Below are 19,298 nucleotides of genomic sequence, written 5' to 3' on the forward strand. Positions count from 1 at the left end.
TCCCCTACTCCGGTTTAAAGATCCCAATGACATTCTCTGCCGACTCGGCGCCAGAGTGTGACTGCTGTGCCGATTCCGGTAACCGACTATCATGGTAATCGCAGCTGACACATTCTACTTTGTCAATGTTATTTTCACGCCACACTCGCAATGTATCGAGTTGTTGGCACGACGGGCAGGCAGCACCTGCAATAAAACGTTTTTTCACATCAACACCTTATTCATCTCGATTCCAACTTTGATGTCGCTCACTATCAACACGCATCTCTCGGTCAAAAATTTCTTCCAGCTCCTGACGAGCCTCTTTGACATGCGATGCAGTGGCAACATCTTGACTATGCTGAGGTAATAAATCCTCCAACACGCGCATATCAAGTTTACGGAACAATATTTCTGCGCGTTTCGCTTTGTACGGGTGCATGCCCAAGGACTCCAAGGTTTGACGTCCAAGCTCTAGCGCCCCCAAAAAGGTTTCACGAGAAAACTGATTCACACCGTGCGACATCAACTGATATGCCTCAATACGACTGCGTGCGCGCGCCAATACGTTTAGATTAGGGAAGTGATGGGCACAAAGATCAACAATCTCCATCACTTCTTCCGGCGAATCGGTACAAATCACGATCGCTTCAGCCGTCTTCGCGCCAGCGGCACGTAGCAAATCTAACTGGGTCGCATCGCCATAGTACACCTCGTAGCCATAGCGCCGTAGTAGATTGATTTGAGTTGGATCACGCTCCAGTATGGTCACGCCGATTTTATTGGCAAACATCAAGCGGCCTACGACCTGCCCAAACCGGCCAAATCCCGCAATGATCACCCGTGAATCGGTTTCATTGAATGGCCCCTGCGGCGGGAGTGATTCGGGCTCGTTAAAGGTATGCTCAAACCAACGCTGTTGGAGTGAGAGGATTAATGGCGTGGTCATCATCGATAGGCTCACCACTACCAGCAAGAAGGCATTTAACTTTTGATCGAGTAACCCTTGGCTACGCGCGGCGGTGAAGATAACAAAAGCAAACTCTCCTCCCTGACTGAGAAGCACTGCCATTTGACTGCGCGCCTTTGTCGCCACACCAAACGCACGCGCTAGTCCGTATAACAATAAGGCTTTACCACCGACTAAAGCCGCTACCGTACCGATAATCGCCAATGGGTATTCCAGTAATAAGCCTAAGTCGACCGTCATCCCAACGGCAATAAAGAAAAGCCCGAGCAACAGGCCTTTAAACGGCTCGATCGCCGTTTCAAGCTCATGCCGATACTCACTTTCTGCCAGCAATACCCCCGCAAGAAACGCTCCCAGCGCCATCGACAATCCTAGGCTTTGCATCGCTAAGGCAATACCGATAACCAATGCCAACGAGGTCACCGTAAAGATTTCGGTAACGCCACTCACTGCTACTAAACGAAACAAAGGGCGCAATAGGAAATGGCCACCTACTAACAAAACCCCGATACCAACAAACATCCATAGCACGTCTAGCCAACTGCCCGCACTGCCACCGGCAAGAGCCGGGATCACGGCGAGCATGGGGATCACCGCAATATCTTGAGACAACAAGACGGCAAACCCAGACCGCCCCGTTTCACTACGCATCAATCGCTGATCTTCAATGATTTTCATCGCAATAGCGGTAGAAGAAAGTGCCAAACCGACGCCAATCACCACGCCTTGTCGCAAGGTCAATCCAGCTAAAACGCTGATCGCGCCGATTACCACTGCGGTGGCTAAAACCTGACTGCCTCCCAAAACAATAATCGGCCGTCGCATTTGTAGCAATTTCTTAGGATTCAGCTCCAAACCAATCAGAAACAACAGCAGAACAACACCAAATTCGGCAAAATGCAGAATCGCATCGACATCGCTGATCAAACTCAACCCCCACGGGCCGATGACGATTCCTGCCAATAAATATCCCAGGACAGACCCCATCCCAAGACGCTGGGCCAAAGGGACGGCAATAGCCGCGGCTAATAGAAAAACAAACGCGACCGCGAGGAGGTTATTGTCCATATTGCTCCTCCTGACCATATAAAGGGTCAGCTAACCAGTCCGCATAGAGCTCAGCAAAGGCGTTGCGATCAGCATCGGTGACGCGCCGTGCCCAGTGAAGCACTAAAGGTGAAACCCAGTGCATGCGACATAACGCGGCCGTAAGCTCAAAAGGTTGCATCAGCTCCTCCATTGAATATTTGTTGTAGCCGATTTTACTGAACGCTTCTGCCGCCCCGCCTGTGGTCACGACAAAACGACAGATTTTCCCCGCTAACGCATCGCCACCTTGGCCGTGGGCGAATCCTTTTCCTAGCACTACATCAATCCACTCTTTCAATAAGGCAGGGCATGAGTACATTTGTAAGGGGTGTTGAAACACCAACACATCGGCGTTAGTGATCAGCGTACGCTCGTGATGCACATCCACCACAAAATCGGGGTAAGCGGCGTAAATATCATGCACAGTGACATGCGCCAGCGGGCGTATCGACTCAAGCAATCGACGGTTGGCAACCGACTCATCTGGGTCAGGATGTGCCACGATGACCAGGACCTTTGGAGGATATTGGCGGTCCGACTTATCTTGAGGCATAAGCTTCCTTGTCGTTATGATTGGGTAAAAGCGCAATCGGTTCATTTATGCCATTTTTTTTAACTTTAACACACAAAAATGCCAAGCCCTTGTCTAACCACTGGCGCCATCGGTTGGAATTTGGCAATCCCAGCATCAAGCTGGTATAACGACCGCGCAACGTGTATCCATCAACCCGAGACAGACTGAGTACTCATGATTCGCTTCTCCGACATTCAATTGCTTCGTGGTGGTAAGCCCCTGCTTGACCACACTTCTGCCACCATCGCGCCCGGCGACAAAGTCGGTCTAGTCGGTAAAAATGGCTGTGGCAAGTCCAGCCTGTTTGCCTTGCTCCGCCACCAGCTTTCACTCGATGCAGGACACTATGATTACCCTAATCAATGGCAAGTCGCCTGGGTGGCGCAAGAAACGCCCGCATTAGATAAAAGTGCGCTGGAGTATGTGATTGATGGTGATACCGAATACCGCGATTTACAAGACGCACTGCGCCACGCTGAAGCAAACGATGATGGCAATACGGTTGCCCTGTTACACGATAAGCTTGATGCGATTGGTGGCTATACCATTGAAGCGCGAGCCGCGAGCTTGCTGGATGGCTTGGGGTTCAGTCAGACGCAAATTCATTGGTCACTGACTCAATTCTCCGGGGGCTGGCGCATGCGACTTAACTTGGCGCAAGCCTATTGTGTCGTTCAGACTTACTGCTACTGGATGAGCCCACCAACCATCTCGATTTGGACGCGGTGATGTGGCTAGAAAAATGGTTGCAACAGTATCCGGGGACCTTGGTCCTGATCTCACACGATCGCGATTTTATTGATCCTGTGGTGAACCGTATCATTCATATTGAGCACGCCCAACTCAATGAATACACCGGCAACTACTCGGATTTTGAAGGCATGCGCGCACAAAAGTTGGCACAACAGCAAGCGCAATATGAGAAGCAACAAAAGCAAGTTGCTCATATGCAATCCTACATTGATCGTTTCCGGTACCAAGCCACCAAAGCCCGCCAAGCACAAAGCCGAATTAAAGCGCTAGAGCGCATGGAGAAGGTGCTGCCTGCGCAATACGATAATCCGTTTAGCTTTACCTTTTTACCCCCTGATGCATTGCCCACGCCCATTCTAATGATGGATAAGGTGGCTGCGGGCTATAACACAACACCGATTATCGAGAATATTCGCCTTAACCTTGTGCCTGGTGCGCGCATCGGTCTGTTGGGACGAAACGGCGCGGGCAAATCAACGCTAATCAAGTTATTGTCAGGCGATTTGCCGGCGATGGCTGGCGAGCTTAGCTACTCTCAGGGAGTGAAAGTTGGTTATTTTGCCCAGCATCAACTCGATACGTTACGCATTGATGAAACACCCCTCCAACACCTGAATCGCTTGGCACCGACTACCGCCGAGCAAACCCTGCGCGATTTTCTGGGACGGTTTGGTTTTCAAGGTGACAAAGCCTTGGAAATCATTGGCCCTTTCTCCGGCGGCGAAAAAGCACGTTTAGTCCTCGCATTGCTGGTTTGGCAAAAACCAAACTTATTATTACTGGATGAGCCCACTAACCATCTGGATCTCGACATGCGTCAAGCATTGACGCTCGCGTTGCAATCGTATGAAGGGGCCATGGTGATCGTCAGCCACGACCGCTTCTTATTACGTGCAACAGCCGATGACTTGTATTTGGTTGACAACGGAACAGTGCTACCCTTTGATGGAGATTTAGACGACTATCACCGCTGGCTGACCGAACAACAACGCGCGGATCGTGCGGAAAACAAAAAGCAAGCCTCAGAAGAAAAAGTTGCCCCACAGCAAACGCAGCTAGATCGTAAAGCACAAAAGCGTCGTGAAGCCGAATGCCGAAAACAAACGGCGCCGCTACGAAAAAAAATTGACCGTCTAGACACAAAGATCGAACAACTTTCTGCCATTATCGCAGAAGCTGAAAATCAGTTAGCGGATCCCGCGATTTACCAGAGTGATAACAAAGCCCGTTTAACGGAGCAATTGCAACGCCAAGCCGATGCAAAATCGACGCTCGAAGAGGTGGAACAAGAATGGATGGAGCAACAAGAAGCGCTAGAAGCCCTGGAGGCGACATTCAATCAACCCTAACGCCTGGGATGGCAAACGCCCCCGACCTTTGGCAGTTTTGTTTGCATCACTATGGAAAACAAGAAGTAAAACAAGCCTGCCTTAAATTACAAGATGAGCACCAAGGTAATGTGAATCTTGCCTTGCTGCTCGCCTGGATTGAAAGCCACGGTTACGGGCTTAGCCCCGAGAGCCTCACCCAGCTTAAACAGGCCTTAAGCCGTTCTGAGCATTTACTGATCGCCTACCGCCATTTAAGGCGCGATCTCAAGCCACGCGTGGGGACAGGCCAATATAAAAAAATGCTCAACTTTGAACTCAGTCTGGAAAAGTTCCAACAACAAGATTTGATTGAAGTGCTTAATCGTCAATCCTGGCTCACACAATCCGCGTCACCCTTAGCTTATTATTGCCGCCAGCTATCACCCTCTGCGCGTAACCTGTACACATCGCTACGGGTAGACGGGCCTGCACACGATGATGGAGCAGACCATGATGACACCCTTTAATCCTATCCCAAGTGCCCGTAACGCGCACCTACAGACCTTGTTACCCCGAATACTCCGCCGCCAACCGGTTTTCGAGCCTATTTGGCAAGCGTTTGATCTGCCTGACGGTGACTTTGTCGATCTCGCATGGACGCATCATCCGATGTAGGACAGCCCATTATTGTCTTGTTTCATGGCCTGGCAGGAAGCTTTGATAGCCTTATGCCAACGGGTTACTGGCCGCCTTTAAACAGCAGGGCTGGTGCGGGGTGGTGATGCATTTTCGCGGTTGCAGTGGCCGTCTTAATCGCGCGCCACGTACCTATCATTCAGGCGAAACCGAGGACGCTCGGGCGTTCTTGACCTATTTACGCCAGACCTACCCTAACAATGAGATTGCCGCTGTTGGTGTCTCTTTGGGCGGAAATATGTTGGTGCGTTACCTGGCAAACTATCACCATGATCCGATTGTCAGCTGTGGTTGTGCCATTTCTCCACCGCTCGATTTAGCGGCGTGCTCGACGCGTATTCAACAAGGATTTTCCCGTGTTTATCAAGCGTATTTGCTACGTTCGATGCGACAAACCTTATCGGAAAAACTTACCCGTCATCAACAAGTGGGCCGGTGGCATGCTGGCGAGCGGCCAAAGATTAAAACCCTGTTCGAGTTTGATCAAACTGTCACCGCGCCACTGCACGGCTTTGACGATGCCCAACACTACTATCAAACCTGTAGTGGTTTATCCGTCCTTGACGCTGTCCAGGTCCCGCTTGCGATTATCCATGCCAAAGACGACCCCTTTATGACCGACGCGGTGATCCCGACATCTCCTCTGCCCGCGAATATTGACTATCAACTGAGCGAACATGGTGGGCATGTTGGTTTTGTTACAGGCAGTTGGCGCCAACCACAGTTTTGGCTGGAGCAGTCGGTGCCTCACTGGTTGGCCTCACACCTTTGTTCTCACACCTAGACATGGGCACCAAGTCAAGCAAACAAAGACTGACGCACATTGATGTACTGCATTGTGTTGAATGATTGGGTAAAATGCGAGCTGATTCACAAGAACAGCATCAAGCCCCCCAACGTCTCATCCAGAAATCAACAAAAGGTGATGTAGTATGATGGTTCCTTGGCAATCGGTCCCTGAGGAAACACTGACCCGTTTAATCGAACACTTTGTGTTACGGGAAGGAACCGATTATGGTGAGCAGGAAGTCAGCTTTGCACAAAAAGTGGCTGATGTTCGCCAACAGCTGCAATCCGGCGAGGCCGTAATTGTATATTCTGAGTTGCATGAGACCGTGGATATTCGTCGTAAAGAAGCACTCAGATCTTAGCGTCGCTGTACGCAATAAACAGCGATACACATTCAGACTGAATGACAGGGCGCGTCATGTCGGCTAAACATCCAATCATCGCAGTCACCGGCTCTTCAGGAGCAGGGACCACCACCACGTCCGAAGCATTCCGTAAGATGTTCCAGATGATGAACATAAACGCGGCGTGGCTAGAAGGGGACAGTTTCCATCGCTTTACGCGACCGGAAATGGACGTCGAGATCCGTAAAGCACGTGAACAAGGGCGGCACATTAGTTACTTTGGGCCGACCGCCAACGATTTCCCGCGGCTAGAGCAGTTTTTTCGTGAGTACGGCGAGCACGGCACAGGCAAATACCGCCGCTACTTACACACCTTTGACGAAGCCGTCCCTTACAATCAAATGCCAGGTACCTTCACGCCCTGGCAAGATTTGCCCGACAATACCAACGTATTGTTTTACGAGGGCTTACATGGTGGCGTGGTGGACGGTGACGTCAATGTTGCCCAACATGTCGATCTACTGATTGGCATGGTCCCGATCGTCAACCTAGAGTGGATTCAGAAATTTGTCCGCGATACCCGCGATAGGGGCCACTCACGCGAAGCGGTCACCGATTCGATTGTGCGTTCGATGGACGATTACTTACACTATATTACGCCCCAATTCTCGCGCACTCACATTAATTTTCAGCGTGTGCCGACGGTGGATACCTCTAACCCACTTAACGCCAAAGGCATTCCTTCACTGGATGAGAGTTTTGTCGTGATCCGCTTTCGAGGGATGAAAAACGTCGACTTCCCTTACCTGCTACAAATGATCACTGGGTCTTTTATGTCGCGGCATAACACACTCGTGGTACCCGGCGGCAAAATGGGCTTTGCGATGGAACTCATCATCCGTCCATTGATTCAGCAGTTAATAGAAAAAGGCAAGATCGGCTAGCGCGTAGCGCATCTATGGTGTATTACTTCTCAAGCCGTGATCTTAGCCACGTTTTTGCCAGTTTTTTAGGCGGTTGGCCTAGATCAAAATCAAGAAATCACCAACAAAAAAAGATACACTCTTGTTAACATACAGTGAGCTTGTAGCCCGCGCCCAGACTTCGTATTCTGTGCATAGCTCTGGTGGGTTACCCCTCAGACAAAGATAGGACGTTGTTGCCGGGCAACACATGCAGAGGAAATAAGTTATATGGTTCCAGGAAAACCTCAAACAGACCCTACACTCGAGTGGTTCCTTTCACATTGTCATATCCATAAGTATCCGTCGAAAAGTACGCTGATTCATGCAGGCGAAAAGGCGGAGACCTTGTATTACATCGTGAAAGGGTCTGTTGCCGTTCTGATCAAAGATGAAGAAGGCAAGGAAATGATCCTGTCTTACCTTAACCAAGGTGACTTTATCGGTGAACTTGGCCTTTTCGAAGACGATCAGGAGCGTACCGCTTGGGTTCGGGCTAAATCACCTTGTGAAGTGGCAGAAATCTCGTTCAAAAAATTCCGCCAACTGATCCAAGTTAACCCTGATATATTGATGCGTTTGTCCTCGCAAATGGCGCGACGTTTGCAAGTGACCAGCCAAAAAGTGGGGGATCTTGCCTTTCTGGATGTCACTGGTCGCATTGCACAGACGCTGTTGAACTTAGCCAAGCAACCCGATGCCATGACGCACCCTGATGGCATGCAAATTAAGATCACCCGTCAGGAAATTGGCCAAATCGTTGGCTGTTCGCGCGAAACTGTGGGACGTATTCTTAAAATGCTGGAAGAGCAAAACCTTATTTCAGCCCATGGTAAAACCATTGTGGTATACGGTACACGTTAATCACAGCGCTCGCTGTATTCCGAACCGACGCCTGGCGTCGGTTTTTTTATCTCTCATTCTGGTAACTGATCCAATAGCTTCTACACTCATAACGATGCAGTGAACATTAAATTAACAAGGTGTCGTTTATGAAAAAGCTACTCGTTACATTTATTGCCCTCATATTATCAGCGTTCTCGATCCAGACTACCGCCAATGTCAATATCGTCCACCCTGAGCCAAGAACAGGCTCTGCGCTCGATCTTTATGCCATTGAGCTGATTGAGTTTCTCGCCGAGAAGTCGGGTGAGTCTGTCACCTTACAGGCTTTTGATGGTCAGATTGGCTCGCAGTCACGCAAAGTCGAAATGATGAAGCAAGGTAAGTTGACGGTCGATTGGCTTGGCGCGGATCGCACCCTAGAGTCAGAGCTGCTTCCCGTTCGTTATCCTATTTTTCGTGGCTTATTAGGCCATCGCCTCTTTATCACTAATCAATCGACCGAGCCCAAACTGGCTCAAATAAATCGTGCCGATGAACTAGCGTCATTGACGATGATCCAAGGACAAGGCTGGGCCGATGTCAATGTACTGACATCGGCAGGGTTTCGAGTGCGAGAGATATCAAGCTTTGAGAACATTTTTAAAGTCGTCGATACAGGCCGTGCTGACCTTTTTCCCCGCGCCTTAATTGAGCCCTTTAGTGAATTGGCCGAGCGCCCGCAATACGAAAATCTGTTGGTCGATCCTCATTTAATGCTTATTTATCGCTTCCCGATGTTCCTGTTTGTCTCGCCTCAACATGCCGACATCGCAGAGATGTTGAATCGTGCTTTTGAAACCGCATACCAAGACGGCTCATTTGTTGAATTTTTTAATAACGCTCCCTTAGTCAAAGAGACCTTTGAGAAAGCCAACGTCAATGATCGCACTGTTATTCGAATTGATAATCCCCATCTGAGCACTGAAACACAAGCCATTCCAGATGACTATTGGTTAGATATTAGCGCACAATAACGACGTAAGAGATCAAACAGGGGGAGCACAATAGGCTCCCCCCTTGGTCATCGATATCCACTCTAAACGCGAGTCGATCGATGGCTAGTGTGTGCTCTCAAAAATTTTATCCGCCGACGCGGCGACAAACCCCTGATACAGTTCGCCATTAGGCAGGACATAACGCTTGGCAAACTCATAAAATCCCCCAGGGATGGTTTGCGTGCAATCGGAGAACAGAACCGGTACGCGATCAGCCATGGTGGAGGATTGCTCCAGATACACCGATGCATCACCTTTTACCTCACCGCCAGATCCGTTAATCGCAAAGCCATTGTCTCGCAGCCTTTGGTTAACCGATTGGCAATTATCATGCGCCTTTAACTGATTGACACTTACCGTGAAGTGATTCGCGCCATAACCGTGCGCGGCCACCCAGGACGCGTATTCACTCTCTTCAGCAAGCGCTTGATACGTGGCATTGTCGATATCCCAGAGCCGGCCCTGATGAAGAAAATCGCTGCCAGCCAGTGCGGACGCATCCACTTGCGCCACCAGCTTTTCAACCATGGCCTGAAGCGCAGGCGAGCATTGCTCCACCATTAATTCACTAATAAATACTTTCGGCATCAAGGGATCAGGGTGTTCAAAATGACAAGCATTGAGCTTTTTCGCTTCAAAGGTATAGTCCCCTTTTTGCTGATAACCCCAAGGCAAGAAACGGGCGCGCCAATACCTTGAGTCCCACTTTAGATAGTCCAAAGGTTCGCAAAGCAATATGATCATTAATTAAAGGCTGCCCTTCTTCGAGCAAGGCATGCACCTGATGTGCCGACGGACAAAGACGGTCGATATAGTCTTGCCACAGCTTGTCGAATAACGTTTGACCACTGTCCATGTTGGTCTCCTTAGTCTTTTTGAGTCGGAATCCCGGGCGCGAACGTCTCAGGCAGCACCACCTGATCGCCTTCCATGGATGCCATTGGGTAAGCACAATAATCCGCCGCGTAATAAGCGCTTGGACGCAAATTACCGGACGCTCCTGGGCCACCAAATGGCGCGTCACCGCTTGCCCCTGTCAACTGACGGTTGCGGTTCACAATGCCTGCACGAATATGATCGAGGAAGTATTGCCACTCCCCATCGTCTTCACTGATAAGCCCTGCCGACAAGCCATAACGGGTATCATTGGCTTTGGTCATTGCATCGTCCATATCATGGTAGCGTTGCACTTGCAGTAACGGACCAAAATACTCTTCGTCGGGCAGTTCTTGAATGCCACTCACGTCTAAAATGCCGGGTGAAATCACCGCATCGTGCAAGTGCTCGCACTCTATGACGGGGTTGGCCCCCAGGTCGATGAGCTTTTGTTGTGTGGCCAAAATCCCCTCAGCGGCAGCCATCGAAATTTGGGCGCCCATAAAAGGGGCGGGCTCATCAAACTGGCCGCCAACACGCACGGTTTTTGTCCAGCTAGCCAAGCGGCTCAAGATCGTGTCACCCACTTCGCCTTCGGGAAGTAACAAACGACGTGCACAGGTACAGCGCTGCCCAGCACTGAGGTAGGCGGACTGAATAATGGTGTATACAGTGGCCTCTAAATCACCAAACTGATCACTGACGACCAAGGGGTTATTGCCCCCCATTTCTAGCGCCAGCATCTTATCGGGTTGGCCCGCGAACTGACGATGAAGAATATGGCCCGTATTGGCGCTACCGGTAAACAACAAACCGTCAATCCCTCGCGCTTGTGCTAGCGCCTCACCGGTGTTGCGTCCACCCTGTACCAAGTTGATCAACCTTCCGGTAGTCCCGCTTCGAGCCAATAGCTTAAGGTCTTTTCTGCCACTTTTGGGGTCAGCTCTGAAGGCTTAAATACCACACTGTTACCGGCTAAAAGCGCAGGTACAATGTGGCCATTGGGTAAGTGACCAGGGAAATTATAAGGGCCGAACACCGCCATAACGCCAGTGGTCGATGGCGTAACACTGCCTGGGTGCCGTTCACGTCTTTTTCACGTGATCCAGTGCGCTCATGATAAGCACGCAAGGAGATCGCCACTTTTCCCACCATGGCTCCGACTTCGGTTTTTGTTTCCCAAAACGGCTTGCCGGTTTCTTCAGCAATGGTACGCGCGAGTTCATCGGTGTTGGCTTTCACTATGTTGGCGAAACGTTCCATGAGCGCTTGTCGTTCAGAGAAATCGGTATTTCTCCAGCGTAAAAACGCCTCACGGGCGGCATTGACCGCGAGTTCAACTTGCGAGCGACTCGCTTCTTCGCCTTGCCAAATACACTGGCTATCAAAGGGATTTTGCGAGGTCATGACGTTTCCCTCGCCTTTCACCCACTCACCATTAATCAAATGGCCTGCTGATTGCTTTGTCATCTTATCCCCCCATGGCAATCAAACGCAGTTGATCGCCGTCTTTTACATTCAATGCATCGGCAACCGCTGGGCTGATCACAACTTGATTGGTTTCGTGATCGATCGCAGCTTTCGCTGCGGTGGCGCGGAAGCCGGCAAAATCGGTATTCGATATCAGATAATCCTGTGCGCTACTGTGCTCTCGTACGCTGGCTGATGCGGTGAAAGAGTGACGCACAGACTCAATATTGGGGCGCAAGCATTCAACCGTGGGGCCGGCGTCAAAGATGTCGACATAGCCACGACAAGAAAAGCCTTCTTTTTCCAACAAACGTAATGCTGGACGCGTGTTTGGATGCACTTGACCAATTACCGCACGCGCTTCCTCACTGAGCAAGCTCACGTAAATCGGCAATTTAGGCATCAGATCAGCAATAAACCCCTTGGCTCCAATCCCAGTGAGATAATCGGCTAAGGTAAAGTCAATGTTAAAGAAGTTGTCTTTTAGCCACTGCCAAAACGGCGAGTTGCCCTCGTCATCGGATACGCCGCGCATTTCGGCAAACACCACGTCAGCAAAGCGCTCTGGAAATTGCGCCAGCATCAGAAAACGACACTTCGACAATAGCTTACCGTTTAGTCCGCCACGAAATTCTGGGCGCAAAAACAAGGTGCAAATCTCCGTCGTCCCTGTGTAGTTGTTGCCAAACGTCAGGACCTCAACGATATTGTGAACGTTAAGTTTGCGTGATGAATGCACCACTTTCGTCAGGTGATAACTGTAAAACGGGTTATCGAGACCAATTGCGGCTTCAATCCCAGTCGTCCCTGCTATTTCACCGGTTTCTAAATCTTCTGCAACCATCAGGTAGCCTTCTGGACCCGGCTCGGTCACCTGTTTGGCAAAGCTTTCTAACGAATTATTAATCCGCCCTTGTAGCAAATCGGCATCGACCGGCAAGGAAGTAAACCCATGCCCGGACGCTTCCGCACACAACATCAGTGCATCAAAATCTGATGCACGGATCGGCCGAATAACTAACATCTCAAATCCCTCCGAGTGAGTAAGGTCGTTTATCCTGCAACGACCTTGGCAATTGCACGTTCTAAGCGTGCCATTCCTTCTTCAATATCTGCTTTGGTAATCACTAATGAGGGGGTAAAACGCACAACGTTTGGTCCAGCAACCAGCACCAACAAGCCTTCTTCACCTGCCGCAACCAAAATATCGCGTGCGCGGCCTTCCCAGTCTTTGTTTAGTGCCGCACCGAGTAGTAGGCCTTTGCCACGGACTTCACTAAAAATGCCATACTTATCGTTGATCGCTTCTAAACCGTCACGAAACCATTGCTCGCGCTCCATCACACCGGCAAGTACCTCGGGTTTGGCCACTTCATTGACCACCGCTTCTGCGACTGCACAAGCCAGTGGGTTGCCGCCATAGGTTGAGCCATGAACCCCCGGTTTCATATGCGCCGCGAGGACGTCTGTGGTGAGCATGGCGCCAATAGGGATACCACCGCCGAGTGATTTTGCGGTCGCCAAGATATCAGGTTCTACGCCCGACTCTTGGTAGGCGTAGAAGGTGCCAGTGCGACCATTACCAGTTTGTACCTCATCAAACACCAGTAGTGCATTGTGTTTGTCACACAATTCACGCACGGCTTGAAGGAAACCCGGCTCTGGCGGCACGATTCCGCCCTCACCTTGCAAAGGCTCGATCATCACCGCACAGGTCCGATCGGAAATGTGATCAGCCAGTGCAGCAATGTCATTGTATGGCAAATGGGTCACATCACCGGGTTTGGGGCCAAAGCCGTCAGAATAAGCAGGTTGGCCACCCACGGTGACGGTAAAGAAGGTACGGCCATGAAAGCCTTTGGTGAACGCAATGATTTCACTTTTGTGCTCGCCGTGTTCTTCTTTCGCCCAACGACGTGCTAATTTTAGTGCGGCTTCGTTCGCTTCCGCGCCGGAGTTAGCGTAAAAAACCCGGTCTGCAAACGACAGTTCGGTAAGTCGTTTTGCCAGGCGCAGCGCGGGAGCGTTCGTCATGACATTACTCAAATGCCACAGCTTCTGAGCTTGTTCCGTCAACGCATCGACCATAACCGGATGACAATGGCCTAAACAGCTCACCGCGATACCACCGGCAAAATCGATATACTCTCGGCCCTCTTGGTCCCAGATGCGTGACCCTTTACCGTGATCAGGATCATCGGCATTGGGTTGTAACATGGCACCATGACTTCATCGAAGAGTTTACGTTCTACTTTGTGCTCCATGGTCATCACTCAATCCTTCTGTGTTTTATCTATGAGGCATAGTATTTACATTATTTTAACCGCAGCAATAGCAGATTATGTTTTGTTTCTAGCAAGATAACAAACCTCATGCAGTTTAAAGAGATAGTTATGCACAAGCTGTGAGCAAAGAGAAGGCACGAGTGGGCAAGGCTATGATGCGATTGAGGCAAGTGTGATCATATCCGCTGCCAAGGCTGCATAAGGTTGCAGCCATTGATAAGACAGTCAAATATAGCGAAATGTAAAATTAGTGATAAAGATCGCTATTTATTGCAACTGTTTCTGTAAGCAGTGAGCGGGAAAACGCTGCGGTAAGCGATCATTGTTATAAAAGATCATGGTTATAAACGATCATTACTATAAACGATCATTGCTGTAGAAAATTCGCCAGTAAGGCATGTCCATTTTCGGTGAGAATGCTCTCCGGATGGAACTGTACCCCTTCAACGGCAAAATGACGATGTTTGAGTCCCATGATGATCTCGCTTCCATCCACGTCAACGGTGGTGGCGGTAACCATTAAACATGTAGGAAGACTCTGCGGGTCAACCAATAAAGAATGATAACGTGTCACTGTCAGCGGGGTGGGTAAGTCGGCAAACAGCCCGCCTCCTTGGTGCGTCACCGGAGAGGTTTTACCGTGCATCACTTTATTAGCGCGTATCACCTGCGCACCAAAGACTTGTGCGAGCGCCTGATAGCCAAGGCATACCCCTAAAATAGGCGTTTTTCCCGCAAAGTGCTCAATCACCGCCAGCGAAATACCTGCGTCATCTGGCGTACATGGACCAGGGGATATCACGATATGAGTCGGGGCCATCGCCTCTATCTCGGCTAAGCTAATCGCATCATTACGTTTGACACACACCGATGCGCCCAGCTCACAAAAGTATTGATACAGGTTATAGGTAAACGAGTCGTAATTATCGATGATAAGTAGCATACAGGCATTACCTCATTGTTTTAATTGTAAATTTATTCACAGCGATAGTAACTATACCCGCACTCATACCCGCAATTTCAATCAGTGCTTGTTTACACACATATCAATAAAAATTTAAAACCGGAGTTCAACATTGAGCAACAACCGGTTTACTCAGCATCCGAGTTCAAAGGAAAAGCTTAGTAGGGCCATACTACCAAAAATCGATGATAGCTTGTCGTACTACACCAATGATGGTGCAGTTGCCGTTGATCGGTATTGCAGGGTATTGCGGGTTCAAAGGTTTTAGGTACTTCTGTTCACCATCAATAACCAACTGCTTAAAGGTTGCTTCTTTCGAATCATCCAGACGCGCAACAACCAATGAACCTGAAGAGTAAGGTAATTCAGGATCAACAACGATCACTGCTCCTTCAGGTATGGATTTTTTTCCGCTTGGATTTTCCATACTGTCGCCTTTTACGCGCAGTGCGAAACAACCTTCATGTGCTTTCCCAGTGACTTCACGCCACTCCTCTGCATCTTCAAAGGCAAATCCCTCCGCTATTTCAGTCCAATCCCCGGCCTGAACCCAGTTAATAAGAGGAATACTTCCTTTTATGTCAGGCCCTACTTCTACATTACCGACCCCCAAGCCTATCTCGCCATCACCTGTAGCGAGCCAATGAGCATTCACGCGAAGCGCCTCCGCGATCTGCATGGTGTAACGAGACCTAGCCGATTTACCAGAGCAAATCTGGCTGATCGACTGCTGTTTGATACCAATGCGACGAGCCAACTCAGACTGAGTCACCCCAGTAAGCTGCAAAGCATGGTTTAGTCGTTCGGATAAAGTTTTCATAAGCCCGTATTCTACAAATAAAACTGTAGCCTTTCAACAATTTTAACTGTTGACTTAACTACAGTTTAAACTGTAACATTCAATCTTGTAACAGTTATTATTGTAACAGGAGACGGTATGGAAGTGTTCAACACGACACAAAAACATCTCCGCCGTGCCATTGACTTGGTCGGCGGGCAATCAGCATTAGCACGAGCCATCAACTCAAAACAGCAAAACGTCTGGTTTTGGTTGAATAAATCAGGGCGTGTTCCCGCTGAATTCGTTTTATGCATCGAACAAGCTACGCAAGGACAGGTAACCCGCTCCCAGTTAAGACCGGACATCTATCCCGAATGCCCAAGCGAGCTGAAAGCCAGTAACCAGTAGGATTAAGGGCAAGTAATGGTCAGCATTTTACGTAAACACAAAAGCGAGTTCCTCCATGCGTGATTATGGCAAGGTCTACACCCGCTTTTGGCTAAAGCAAAACGTTTTGTCCTGGAGTGACTCTGCGAAGTTGCTAGGACTGTATTTGCTTACATGCCCACATTGTAATTTGCTTGGCTGCTTTCGATTGCCGATTGGTTACGTTGCTTCTGACTTGAACTGGAATGAGCAACAAGTTGCTAAGGCTTTAAGTGAGTTAGAACAAGATCAGTTCCTCATTCGTTGCGAGGCATCTGGTTGGACTTTGATTCGGAGCTTTCTGAAGCACAACCCAATCGAAAACCCGAACCAAGGTAAGGCAGCCTTTCGGTTGCTTAAAGATGTACCTGCCGACTTCGTTGGTATGGCATCGCTTTTGAAGTCACTTGCCGCTTTCCAAGCTCGGCTTCCAGAAGAATTTTCATCATTGTTTATGCCTGATGGCAACCCGGTAAGGGACTCTCAACGGTCGGATGACTCTGAGAGAAGCAATAAATCAACAGTTAAAACTGTTGCCCACATACAGTTTGAAGACTTCTGGGATGTACAAATACGCAAAGAAAAGAAAGCGAAAGCCAAAGAAGAATGGCTACGCATGGGCCTCAATGAAGACCATGAACTCGCCTTGGAAGTGCTAACACGCTGGAAAGAGCAACGTGACAACCGATTGCAGTATCAAGATCGGACTAAGACCCTATGCCACATAACTGGCTTTTAAACCGGCAATGGGAAGATGAGTACGTTCGCATTGATGAAGTACAGCAATCATCGACGAGCCTAAAGGGCAGCAATCACCAATTGAATATTGAAGAAAGCAATCGTCGCATCGCTGAAAGCTGGGCCGGACCAGGTATTCGGGAGGTTCGTTCAAGTGCAGGAGGTTGATAAACGCGAGTTTGCTGAAGTTTGGGGAGCAGCTTGGGCCATGTATGGCAAAAGCGTATCACCGCAATTGCTATCCATCGCATTTGAAGCTCTTCGCGCTTACAGCATTGAAGATGTGCGAATCGGTCTGACTCGGCATATTCAATCACCGGATACTGGGCAATTTTTTCCAAAGCCCGCTGACGTCATCAAGCATATCGATGGCAACTCGGGTTCAAGAGCCATGGTTGCTTGGAACAAAGTTGACAAGGCTGTTCGTCAGGTTGGCGCTTGGACATCAGTGATGTTTGACGATGCGCTTATCCACCGCGTGATTTCAGACATGGGGGGATGGGTTGAACTCTGCAAGGTTGATGACAGGGAATACCCCTTTAAGCAAAAAGAGTTTTTAACACGCTACCAGGCTTACTTGCTGCGGGACGAAGTGGGTGAATACCCAAGGCTATTAAAGGGTATTGCAGACCATCAGAACCAGCAAAAAGGATTTGATATGCAAGCGCCTGTTGCCGTGGGTGACTGGTCAAAAGCGGCACAAGTTTACACGAGAGGCATCGCCGACTTTAGCGCAGTGCCTTTAAAAAGAATAAGCCCGAAAGCCATTCAGGCGCTTCTCGGAAATCAATTAGAGGACAAAAATGAAAACGATTAAAGCAAAAACCATTGCCCTAGTGATAGCCATATCCGCAAGCACTTCAGTCTATGCGTTTCCGGGCTATCAGTGGGAAAAAGCAGCACAAAGCGTTGGTATTGATCCAGTCATGCTCTACGCCGTTGCCTTGGCTGAGTCGGCCTCACATCGTGGTCTTAACATGACCAGTCCATGGCCATACGCAATTCGCAATGGTTCAAATGCAACCTACGCCAAATCTAAGACAGAAGCTGAGCAACTGTTAAACCAGGCACTTCAAGAGAGTGAAAAATACCAACTCGATATTGGCCTAATGCAAATCAATTTGCATTGGCACGGACATCGGGTGAGTTCAGCGGCGGAACTGCTAGACCCCATCACCAACCTAACGATCGGCTCCATTATTTTGGCCGAAGCGATTAAGTCTTCACCGAACGATTTAGAGCTTGGCATAGGCCGCTACCACAGTTGGAACGAAGAACGTGCACGCTGGTATGGGCAAAGAGTGCTTTATATTTATCGCAATATTTTACATGAACTGGAGGTTCGTCAATGACAAACAATCAACAAGACTTCTATCAATTAAATTTGGCGTACCTGCACGCGGCACGGGAATTGGCGCGAATTGATCCACAAGAGGCGGTCTTGCGCTTTGGACTTAAACGCGACGTGGTTGATGCACTAATTAATGCTGGTGTGGACGACCTGCAACTAGTGGCGACCTCATCATTCATGCTGTTTCAACCAAGGGGTAACCAAAGCCAACTGATTGAGATGGTTAAGAGCAAAGGCACAGGTATCCCAAGAATCGCTTATTTATTATCAACCTTAAACAACAAGGGGGATGCATGATTGATAACCTGTCCAAAAGTGAGCTGTTTACCCGAGCCTCGCTGCTTATTAAATACGGATTTCGAACAACCATTATCGCGCTCGATACCGGTTTGCCAATCCACATTATCAGAAGGCTTCACAAAGAAGTGACAGGCAAGTCACCCTGTCCTGGTCAATTGCCAGAATCTGATGCCATTGTTAAAAGCAGAAGAGCCCTAGTTGAAGGCTCCCTGCTGATGGCGCTTTATGTCAATATTGGTGGTGATAATGTCTACAAGCAATTAAATATTGATGCTTTGATGAAGGCTTACGATGCGTACTTGATTGCAAGGGAAGAAGCAGATCTTCCAGCTGAGATCCCCTGGAAAAAACTAACCATCAATGAAGGTTGGGTTCTAGCTCGTGATTTAAGATCACAGCTTGCATCCTTACACCGGTGTCGATGCGGTAGTCTGTATTTGACGGTATCACAACAGCGCATTCAGCTTAAATGTCCTGTGTGCGAGATTATGGCCGAGCAAACCACTAGAGCACTTTTTGAGAACTAACATGCTGATGCATGATTTGATTGTGCACCGCCCGTGCACTTTGAGAGTACTAAGATGACAAACTTACTTAAATCTTTACCAGCACGCTGCTGGTTTATATCACTGGGGCTTTTTCTAGTGACTTTGGCTGCGGCTCATTTTTTTCCATCAGAAATATTAACGGCATCTGCCAAGTTAGCGGCTTTGCCATTTCTGTTCTGCACCTGTCGTTTTGTTCAGCTACTTGGGATTCAA

General features: G+C 49.1%; 16 protein-coding genes and 7 pseudogenes. 14 read left to right on the forward strand and 9 right to left on the reverse strand.

Annotated elements, in window-relative coordinates; translation table 11 throughout:
• Positions 1–4: 4 nt before the first annotated feature.
• The 3 genes from DZ54_RS0104630 to kefG are packed head-to-tail and all read right to left on the reverse strand — an operon-like array spanning position 5 to position 2,591.
• Positions 5–208: a YheV family putative zinc ribbon protein gene (locus DZ54_RS0104630; RefSeq protein ID WP_025673245.1), complete on the reverse strand. Its 204-nt coding sequence runs from the start codon at positions 206–208 to the stop codon at positions 5–7.
• A gap of 9 nt (positions 209–217) precedes the next feature.
• Complete coding sequence (gene kefB / locus DZ54_RS0104635; RefSeq protein WP_025673246.1) at positions 218–2,017, reverse strand: glutathione-regulated potassium-efflux system protein KefB; 1,800 nt, start codon at positions 2,015–2,017, stop codon at positions 218–220.
• Positions 2,007–2,591 (reverse strand): glutathione-regulated potassium-efflux system ancillary protein KefG, encoded by a 585-nt coding sequence (gene kefG / locus DZ54_RS0104640; protein WP_025673247.1) that lies wholly within the window; start codon positions 2,589–2,591, stop codon positions 2,007–2,009. The genes kefB and kefG overlap by 11 nt, the downstream gene beginning before the upstream one ends.
• A gap of 195 nt (positions 2,592–2,786) precedes the next feature.
• On the opposite strand from kefG, the pseudogene DZ54_RS19130 reads away from it, so the two are divergent.
• From DZ54_RS19130 to DZ54_RS19145, 7 genes and pseudogenes are all read left to right on the forward strand, one after another.
• Positions 2,787–4,714: pseudogene (locus DZ54_RS19130) on the forward strand (ABC transporter ATP-binding protein).
• Between the two features lie 8 nt (positions 4,715–4,722).
• Positions 4,723–5,202 carry a TIGR02444 family protein gene (locus tag DZ54_RS19135; protein WP_025673248.1) on the forward strand — a complete coding sequence of 160 codons (480 nt, stop codon included), beginning with the start codon at positions 4,723–4,725 and terminating at the stop codon, positions 5,200–5,202.
• Positions 5,186–6,155, forward strand: a pseudogene (locus tag DZ54_RS19140) (hydrolase). Before DZ54_RS19135 ends, DZ54_RS19140 begins: the two are co-directional and overlap by 17 nt.
• Before the next feature lie 148 nt (positions 6,156–6,303).
• Entirely contained in the window at positions 6,304–6,522 is a 219-nt protein-coding gene (locus tag DZ54_RS0104665) for a YheU family protein (RefSeq protein WP_025673249.1), read from the forward strand.
• A gap of 56 nt (positions 6,523–6,578) precedes the next feature.
• Positions 6,579–7,448, forward strand: a complete 870-nt coding sequence (locus DZ54_RS0104670; RefSeq protein ID WP_025673250.1) for a phosphoribulokinase — start codon at positions 6,579–6,581, stop codon at positions 7,446–7,448.
• Positions 7,449–7,697: 249 nt separating this feature from the next.
• The gene (gene crp / locus DZ54_RS0104675; RefSeq protein ID WP_025673251.1) at positions 7,698–8,330 is read left to right on the forward strand and encodes a cAMP-activated global transcriptional regulator CRP; all 633 of its coding nucleotides are present in this window, start codon (positions 7,698–7,700) and stop codon (positions 8,328–8,330) included.
• A 128-nt stretch (positions 8,331–8,458) separates the two neighbouring features.
• Positions 8,459–9,325 carry a hypothetical protein gene (locus tag DZ54_RS19145; RefSeq protein ID WP_025673252.1) on the forward strand — a complete coding sequence of 289 codons (867 nt, stop codon included), beginning with the start codon at positions 8,459–8,461 and terminating at the stop codon, positions 9,323–9,325.
• Positions 9,326–9,409: 84 nt separating this feature from the next.
• Here the strand turns inward: DZ54_RS19145 and DZ54_RS19150 are convergent.
• The 6 genes and pseudogenes from DZ54_RS19150 to DZ54_RS0104710 form a co-directional block, all read right to left on the reverse strand.
• A pseudogene (locus tag DZ54_RS19150) lies at positions 9,410–10,202 on the reverse strand (2-oxoadipate dioxygenase/decarboxylase family protein).
• A 10-nt stretch (positions 10,203–10,212) separates the two neighbouring features.
• Positions 10,213–11,692: pseudogene (gene astD, locus DZ54_RS19155) on the reverse strand (succinylglutamate-semialdehyde dehydrogenase).
• Between the two features lies 1 nt (position 11,693).
• Positions 11,694–12,716 carry an arginine N-succinyltransferase gene (gene astA, locus DZ54_RS0104695; RefSeq protein WP_025673253.1) on the reverse strand — a complete coding sequence of 341 codons (1,023 nt, stop codon included), beginning with the start codon at positions 12,714–12,716 and terminating at the stop codon, positions 11,694–11,696.
• Positions 12,717–12,745: 29 nt separating this feature from the next.
• A pseudogene (locus DZ54_RS19160) lies at positions 12,746–13,962 on the reverse strand (aspartate aminotransferase family protein).
• Positions 13,963–14,344: 382 nt separating this feature from the next.
• Positions 14,345–14,920, reverse strand: coding sequence for an anthranilate synthase component II (locus DZ54_RS0104705; RefSeq protein WP_025673254.1), 576 nt, complete (start codon positions 14,918–14,920; stop codon positions 14,345–14,347).
• A gap of 193 nt (positions 14,921–15,113) precedes the next feature.
• On the reverse strand, positions 15,114–15,761 hold the full coding sequence (locus DZ54_RS0104710; RefSeq protein ID WP_025673255.1) for a LexA family protein: 648 nt from the start codon (positions 15,759–15,761) through the stop codon (positions 15,114–15,116).
• 117 nt (positions 15,762–15,878) lie between these two features.
• On the opposite strand from DZ54_RS0104710, the gene DZ54_RS0104715 reads away from it, so the two are divergent.
• From DZ54_RS0104715 to DZ54_RS24005, 7 genes and pseudogenes are all read left to right on the forward strand, one after another.
• Positions 15,879–16,130 carry a helix-turn-helix domain-containing protein gene (locus tag DZ54_RS0104715; protein ID WP_025673256.1) on the forward strand — a complete coding sequence of 84 codons (252 nt, stop codon included), beginning with the start codon at positions 15,879–15,881 and terminating at the stop codon, positions 16,128–16,130.
• 55 nt (positions 16,131–16,185) lie between these two features.
• A pseudogene (locus DZ54_RS19165) lies at positions 16,186–17,054 on the forward strand (hypothetical protein).
• On the forward strand, positions 17,041–17,703 hold the full coding sequence (locus DZ54_RS0104725; protein WP_037353572.1) for a DUF6475 domain-containing protein: 663 nt from the start codon (positions 17,041–17,043) through the stop codon (positions 17,701–17,703). Before DZ54_RS19165 ends, DZ54_RS0104725 begins: the two are co-directional and overlap by 14 nt.
• Complete coding sequence (locus DZ54_RS0104730) at positions 17,690–18,238, forward strand: lytic transglycosylase domain-containing protein (RefSeq protein ID WP_025673258.1); 549 nt, start codon at positions 17,690–17,692, stop codon at positions 18,236–18,238. The genes DZ54_RS0104725 and DZ54_RS0104730 overlap by 14 nt, the downstream gene beginning before the upstream one ends.
• Entirely contained in the window at positions 18,235–18,534 is a 300-nt protein-coding gene (locus DZ54_RS0104735) for a flagellar transcriptional regulator FlhD (RefSeq protein WP_025673259.1), read from the forward strand. Before DZ54_RS0104730 ends, DZ54_RS0104735 begins: the two co-directional genes overlap by 4 nt.
• The gene (locus DZ54_RS0104740; RefSeq protein ID WP_025673260.1) at positions 18,531–19,064 is read left to right on the forward strand and encodes a FlhC family transcriptional regulator; all 534 of its coding nucleotides are present in this window, start codon (positions 18,531–18,533) and stop codon (positions 19,062–19,064) included. Before DZ54_RS0104735 ends, DZ54_RS0104740 begins: the two co-directional genes overlap by 4 nt.
• A gap of 54 nt (positions 19,065–19,118) precedes the next feature.
• Positions 19,119–19,298 (forward strand): annotated as a pseudogene (locus DZ54_RS24005) (hypothetical protein); the annotation flags it as partial.

The organism is Salinivibrio socompensis S35 (assembly GCF_000513715.1).
Taxonomy (GTDB): Bacteria; Pseudomonadota; Gammaproteobacteria; order Enterobacterales; family Vibrionaceae; genus Salinivibrio; species Salinivibrio socompensis.

What these genes read in the sequence shown, in the direction of transcription:
- kefB (WP_025673246.1), bottom strand. Translation starts at nt 2,017, where the DNA reads ATGGACAATAACCTCCTCGCGGTCGCGTTTGTTTTTCTATTAGCCGCG.
- kefG (WP_025673247.1), bottom strand. Translation starts at nt 2,591, where the DNA reads ATGCCTCAAGATAAGTCGGACCGCCAATATCCTCCAAAGGTCCTGGTC.
- DZ54_RS19135 (WP_025673248.1), top strand. Translation starts at nt 4,723, where the DNA reads ATGGCAAACGCCCCCGACCTTTGGCAGTTTTGTTTGCATCACTATGGA.
- DZ54_RS0104665 (WP_025673249.1), top strand. Translation starts at nt 6,304, where the DNA reads ATGATGGTTCCTTGGCAATCGGTCCCTGAGGAAACACTGACCCGTTTA.
- DZ54_RS0104670 (WP_025673250.1), top strand. Translation starts at nt 6,579, where the DNA reads ATGTCGGCTAAACATCCAATCATCGCAGTCACCGGCTCTTCAGGAGCA.
- crp (WP_025673251.1), top strand. Translation starts at nt 7,698, where the DNA reads ATGGTTCCAGGAAAACCTCAAACAGACCCTACACTCGAGTGGTTCCTT.
- DZ54_RS19145 (WP_025673252.1), top strand. Translation starts at nt 8,459, where the DNA reads ATGAAAAAGCTACTCGTTACATTTATTGCCCTCATATTATCAGCGTTC.
- astA (WP_025673253.1), bottom strand. Translation starts at nt 12,716, where the DNA reads ATGTTAGTTATTCGGCCGATCCGTGCATCAGATTTTGATGCACTGATG.
- DZ54_RS0104705 (WP_025673254.1), bottom strand. Translation starts at nt 14,920, where the DNA reads ATGCTACTTATCATCGATAATTACGACTCGTTTACCTATAACCTGTAT.
- DZ54_RS0104710 (WP_025673255.1), bottom strand. Translation starts at nt 15,761, where the DNA reads ATGAAAACTTTATCCGAACGACTAAACCATGCTTTGCAGCTTACTGGG.
- DZ54_RS0104715 (WP_025673256.1), top strand. Translation starts at nt 15,879, where the DNA reads ATGGAAGTGTTCAACACGACACAAAAACATCTCCGCCGTGCCATTGAC.
- DZ54_RS0104730 (WP_025673258.1), top strand. Translation starts at nt 17,690, where the DNA reads ATGAAAACGATTAAAGCAAAAACCATTGCCCTAGTGATAGCCATATCC.
- DZ54_RS0104735 (WP_025673259.1), top strand. Translation starts at nt 18,235, where the DNA reads ATGACAAACAATCAACAAGACTTCTATCAATTAAATTTGGCGTACCTG.
- DZ54_RS0104740 (WP_025673260.1), top strand. Translation starts at nt 18,531, where the DNA reads ATGATTGATAACCTGTCCAAAAGTGAGCTGTTTACCCGAGCCTCGCTG.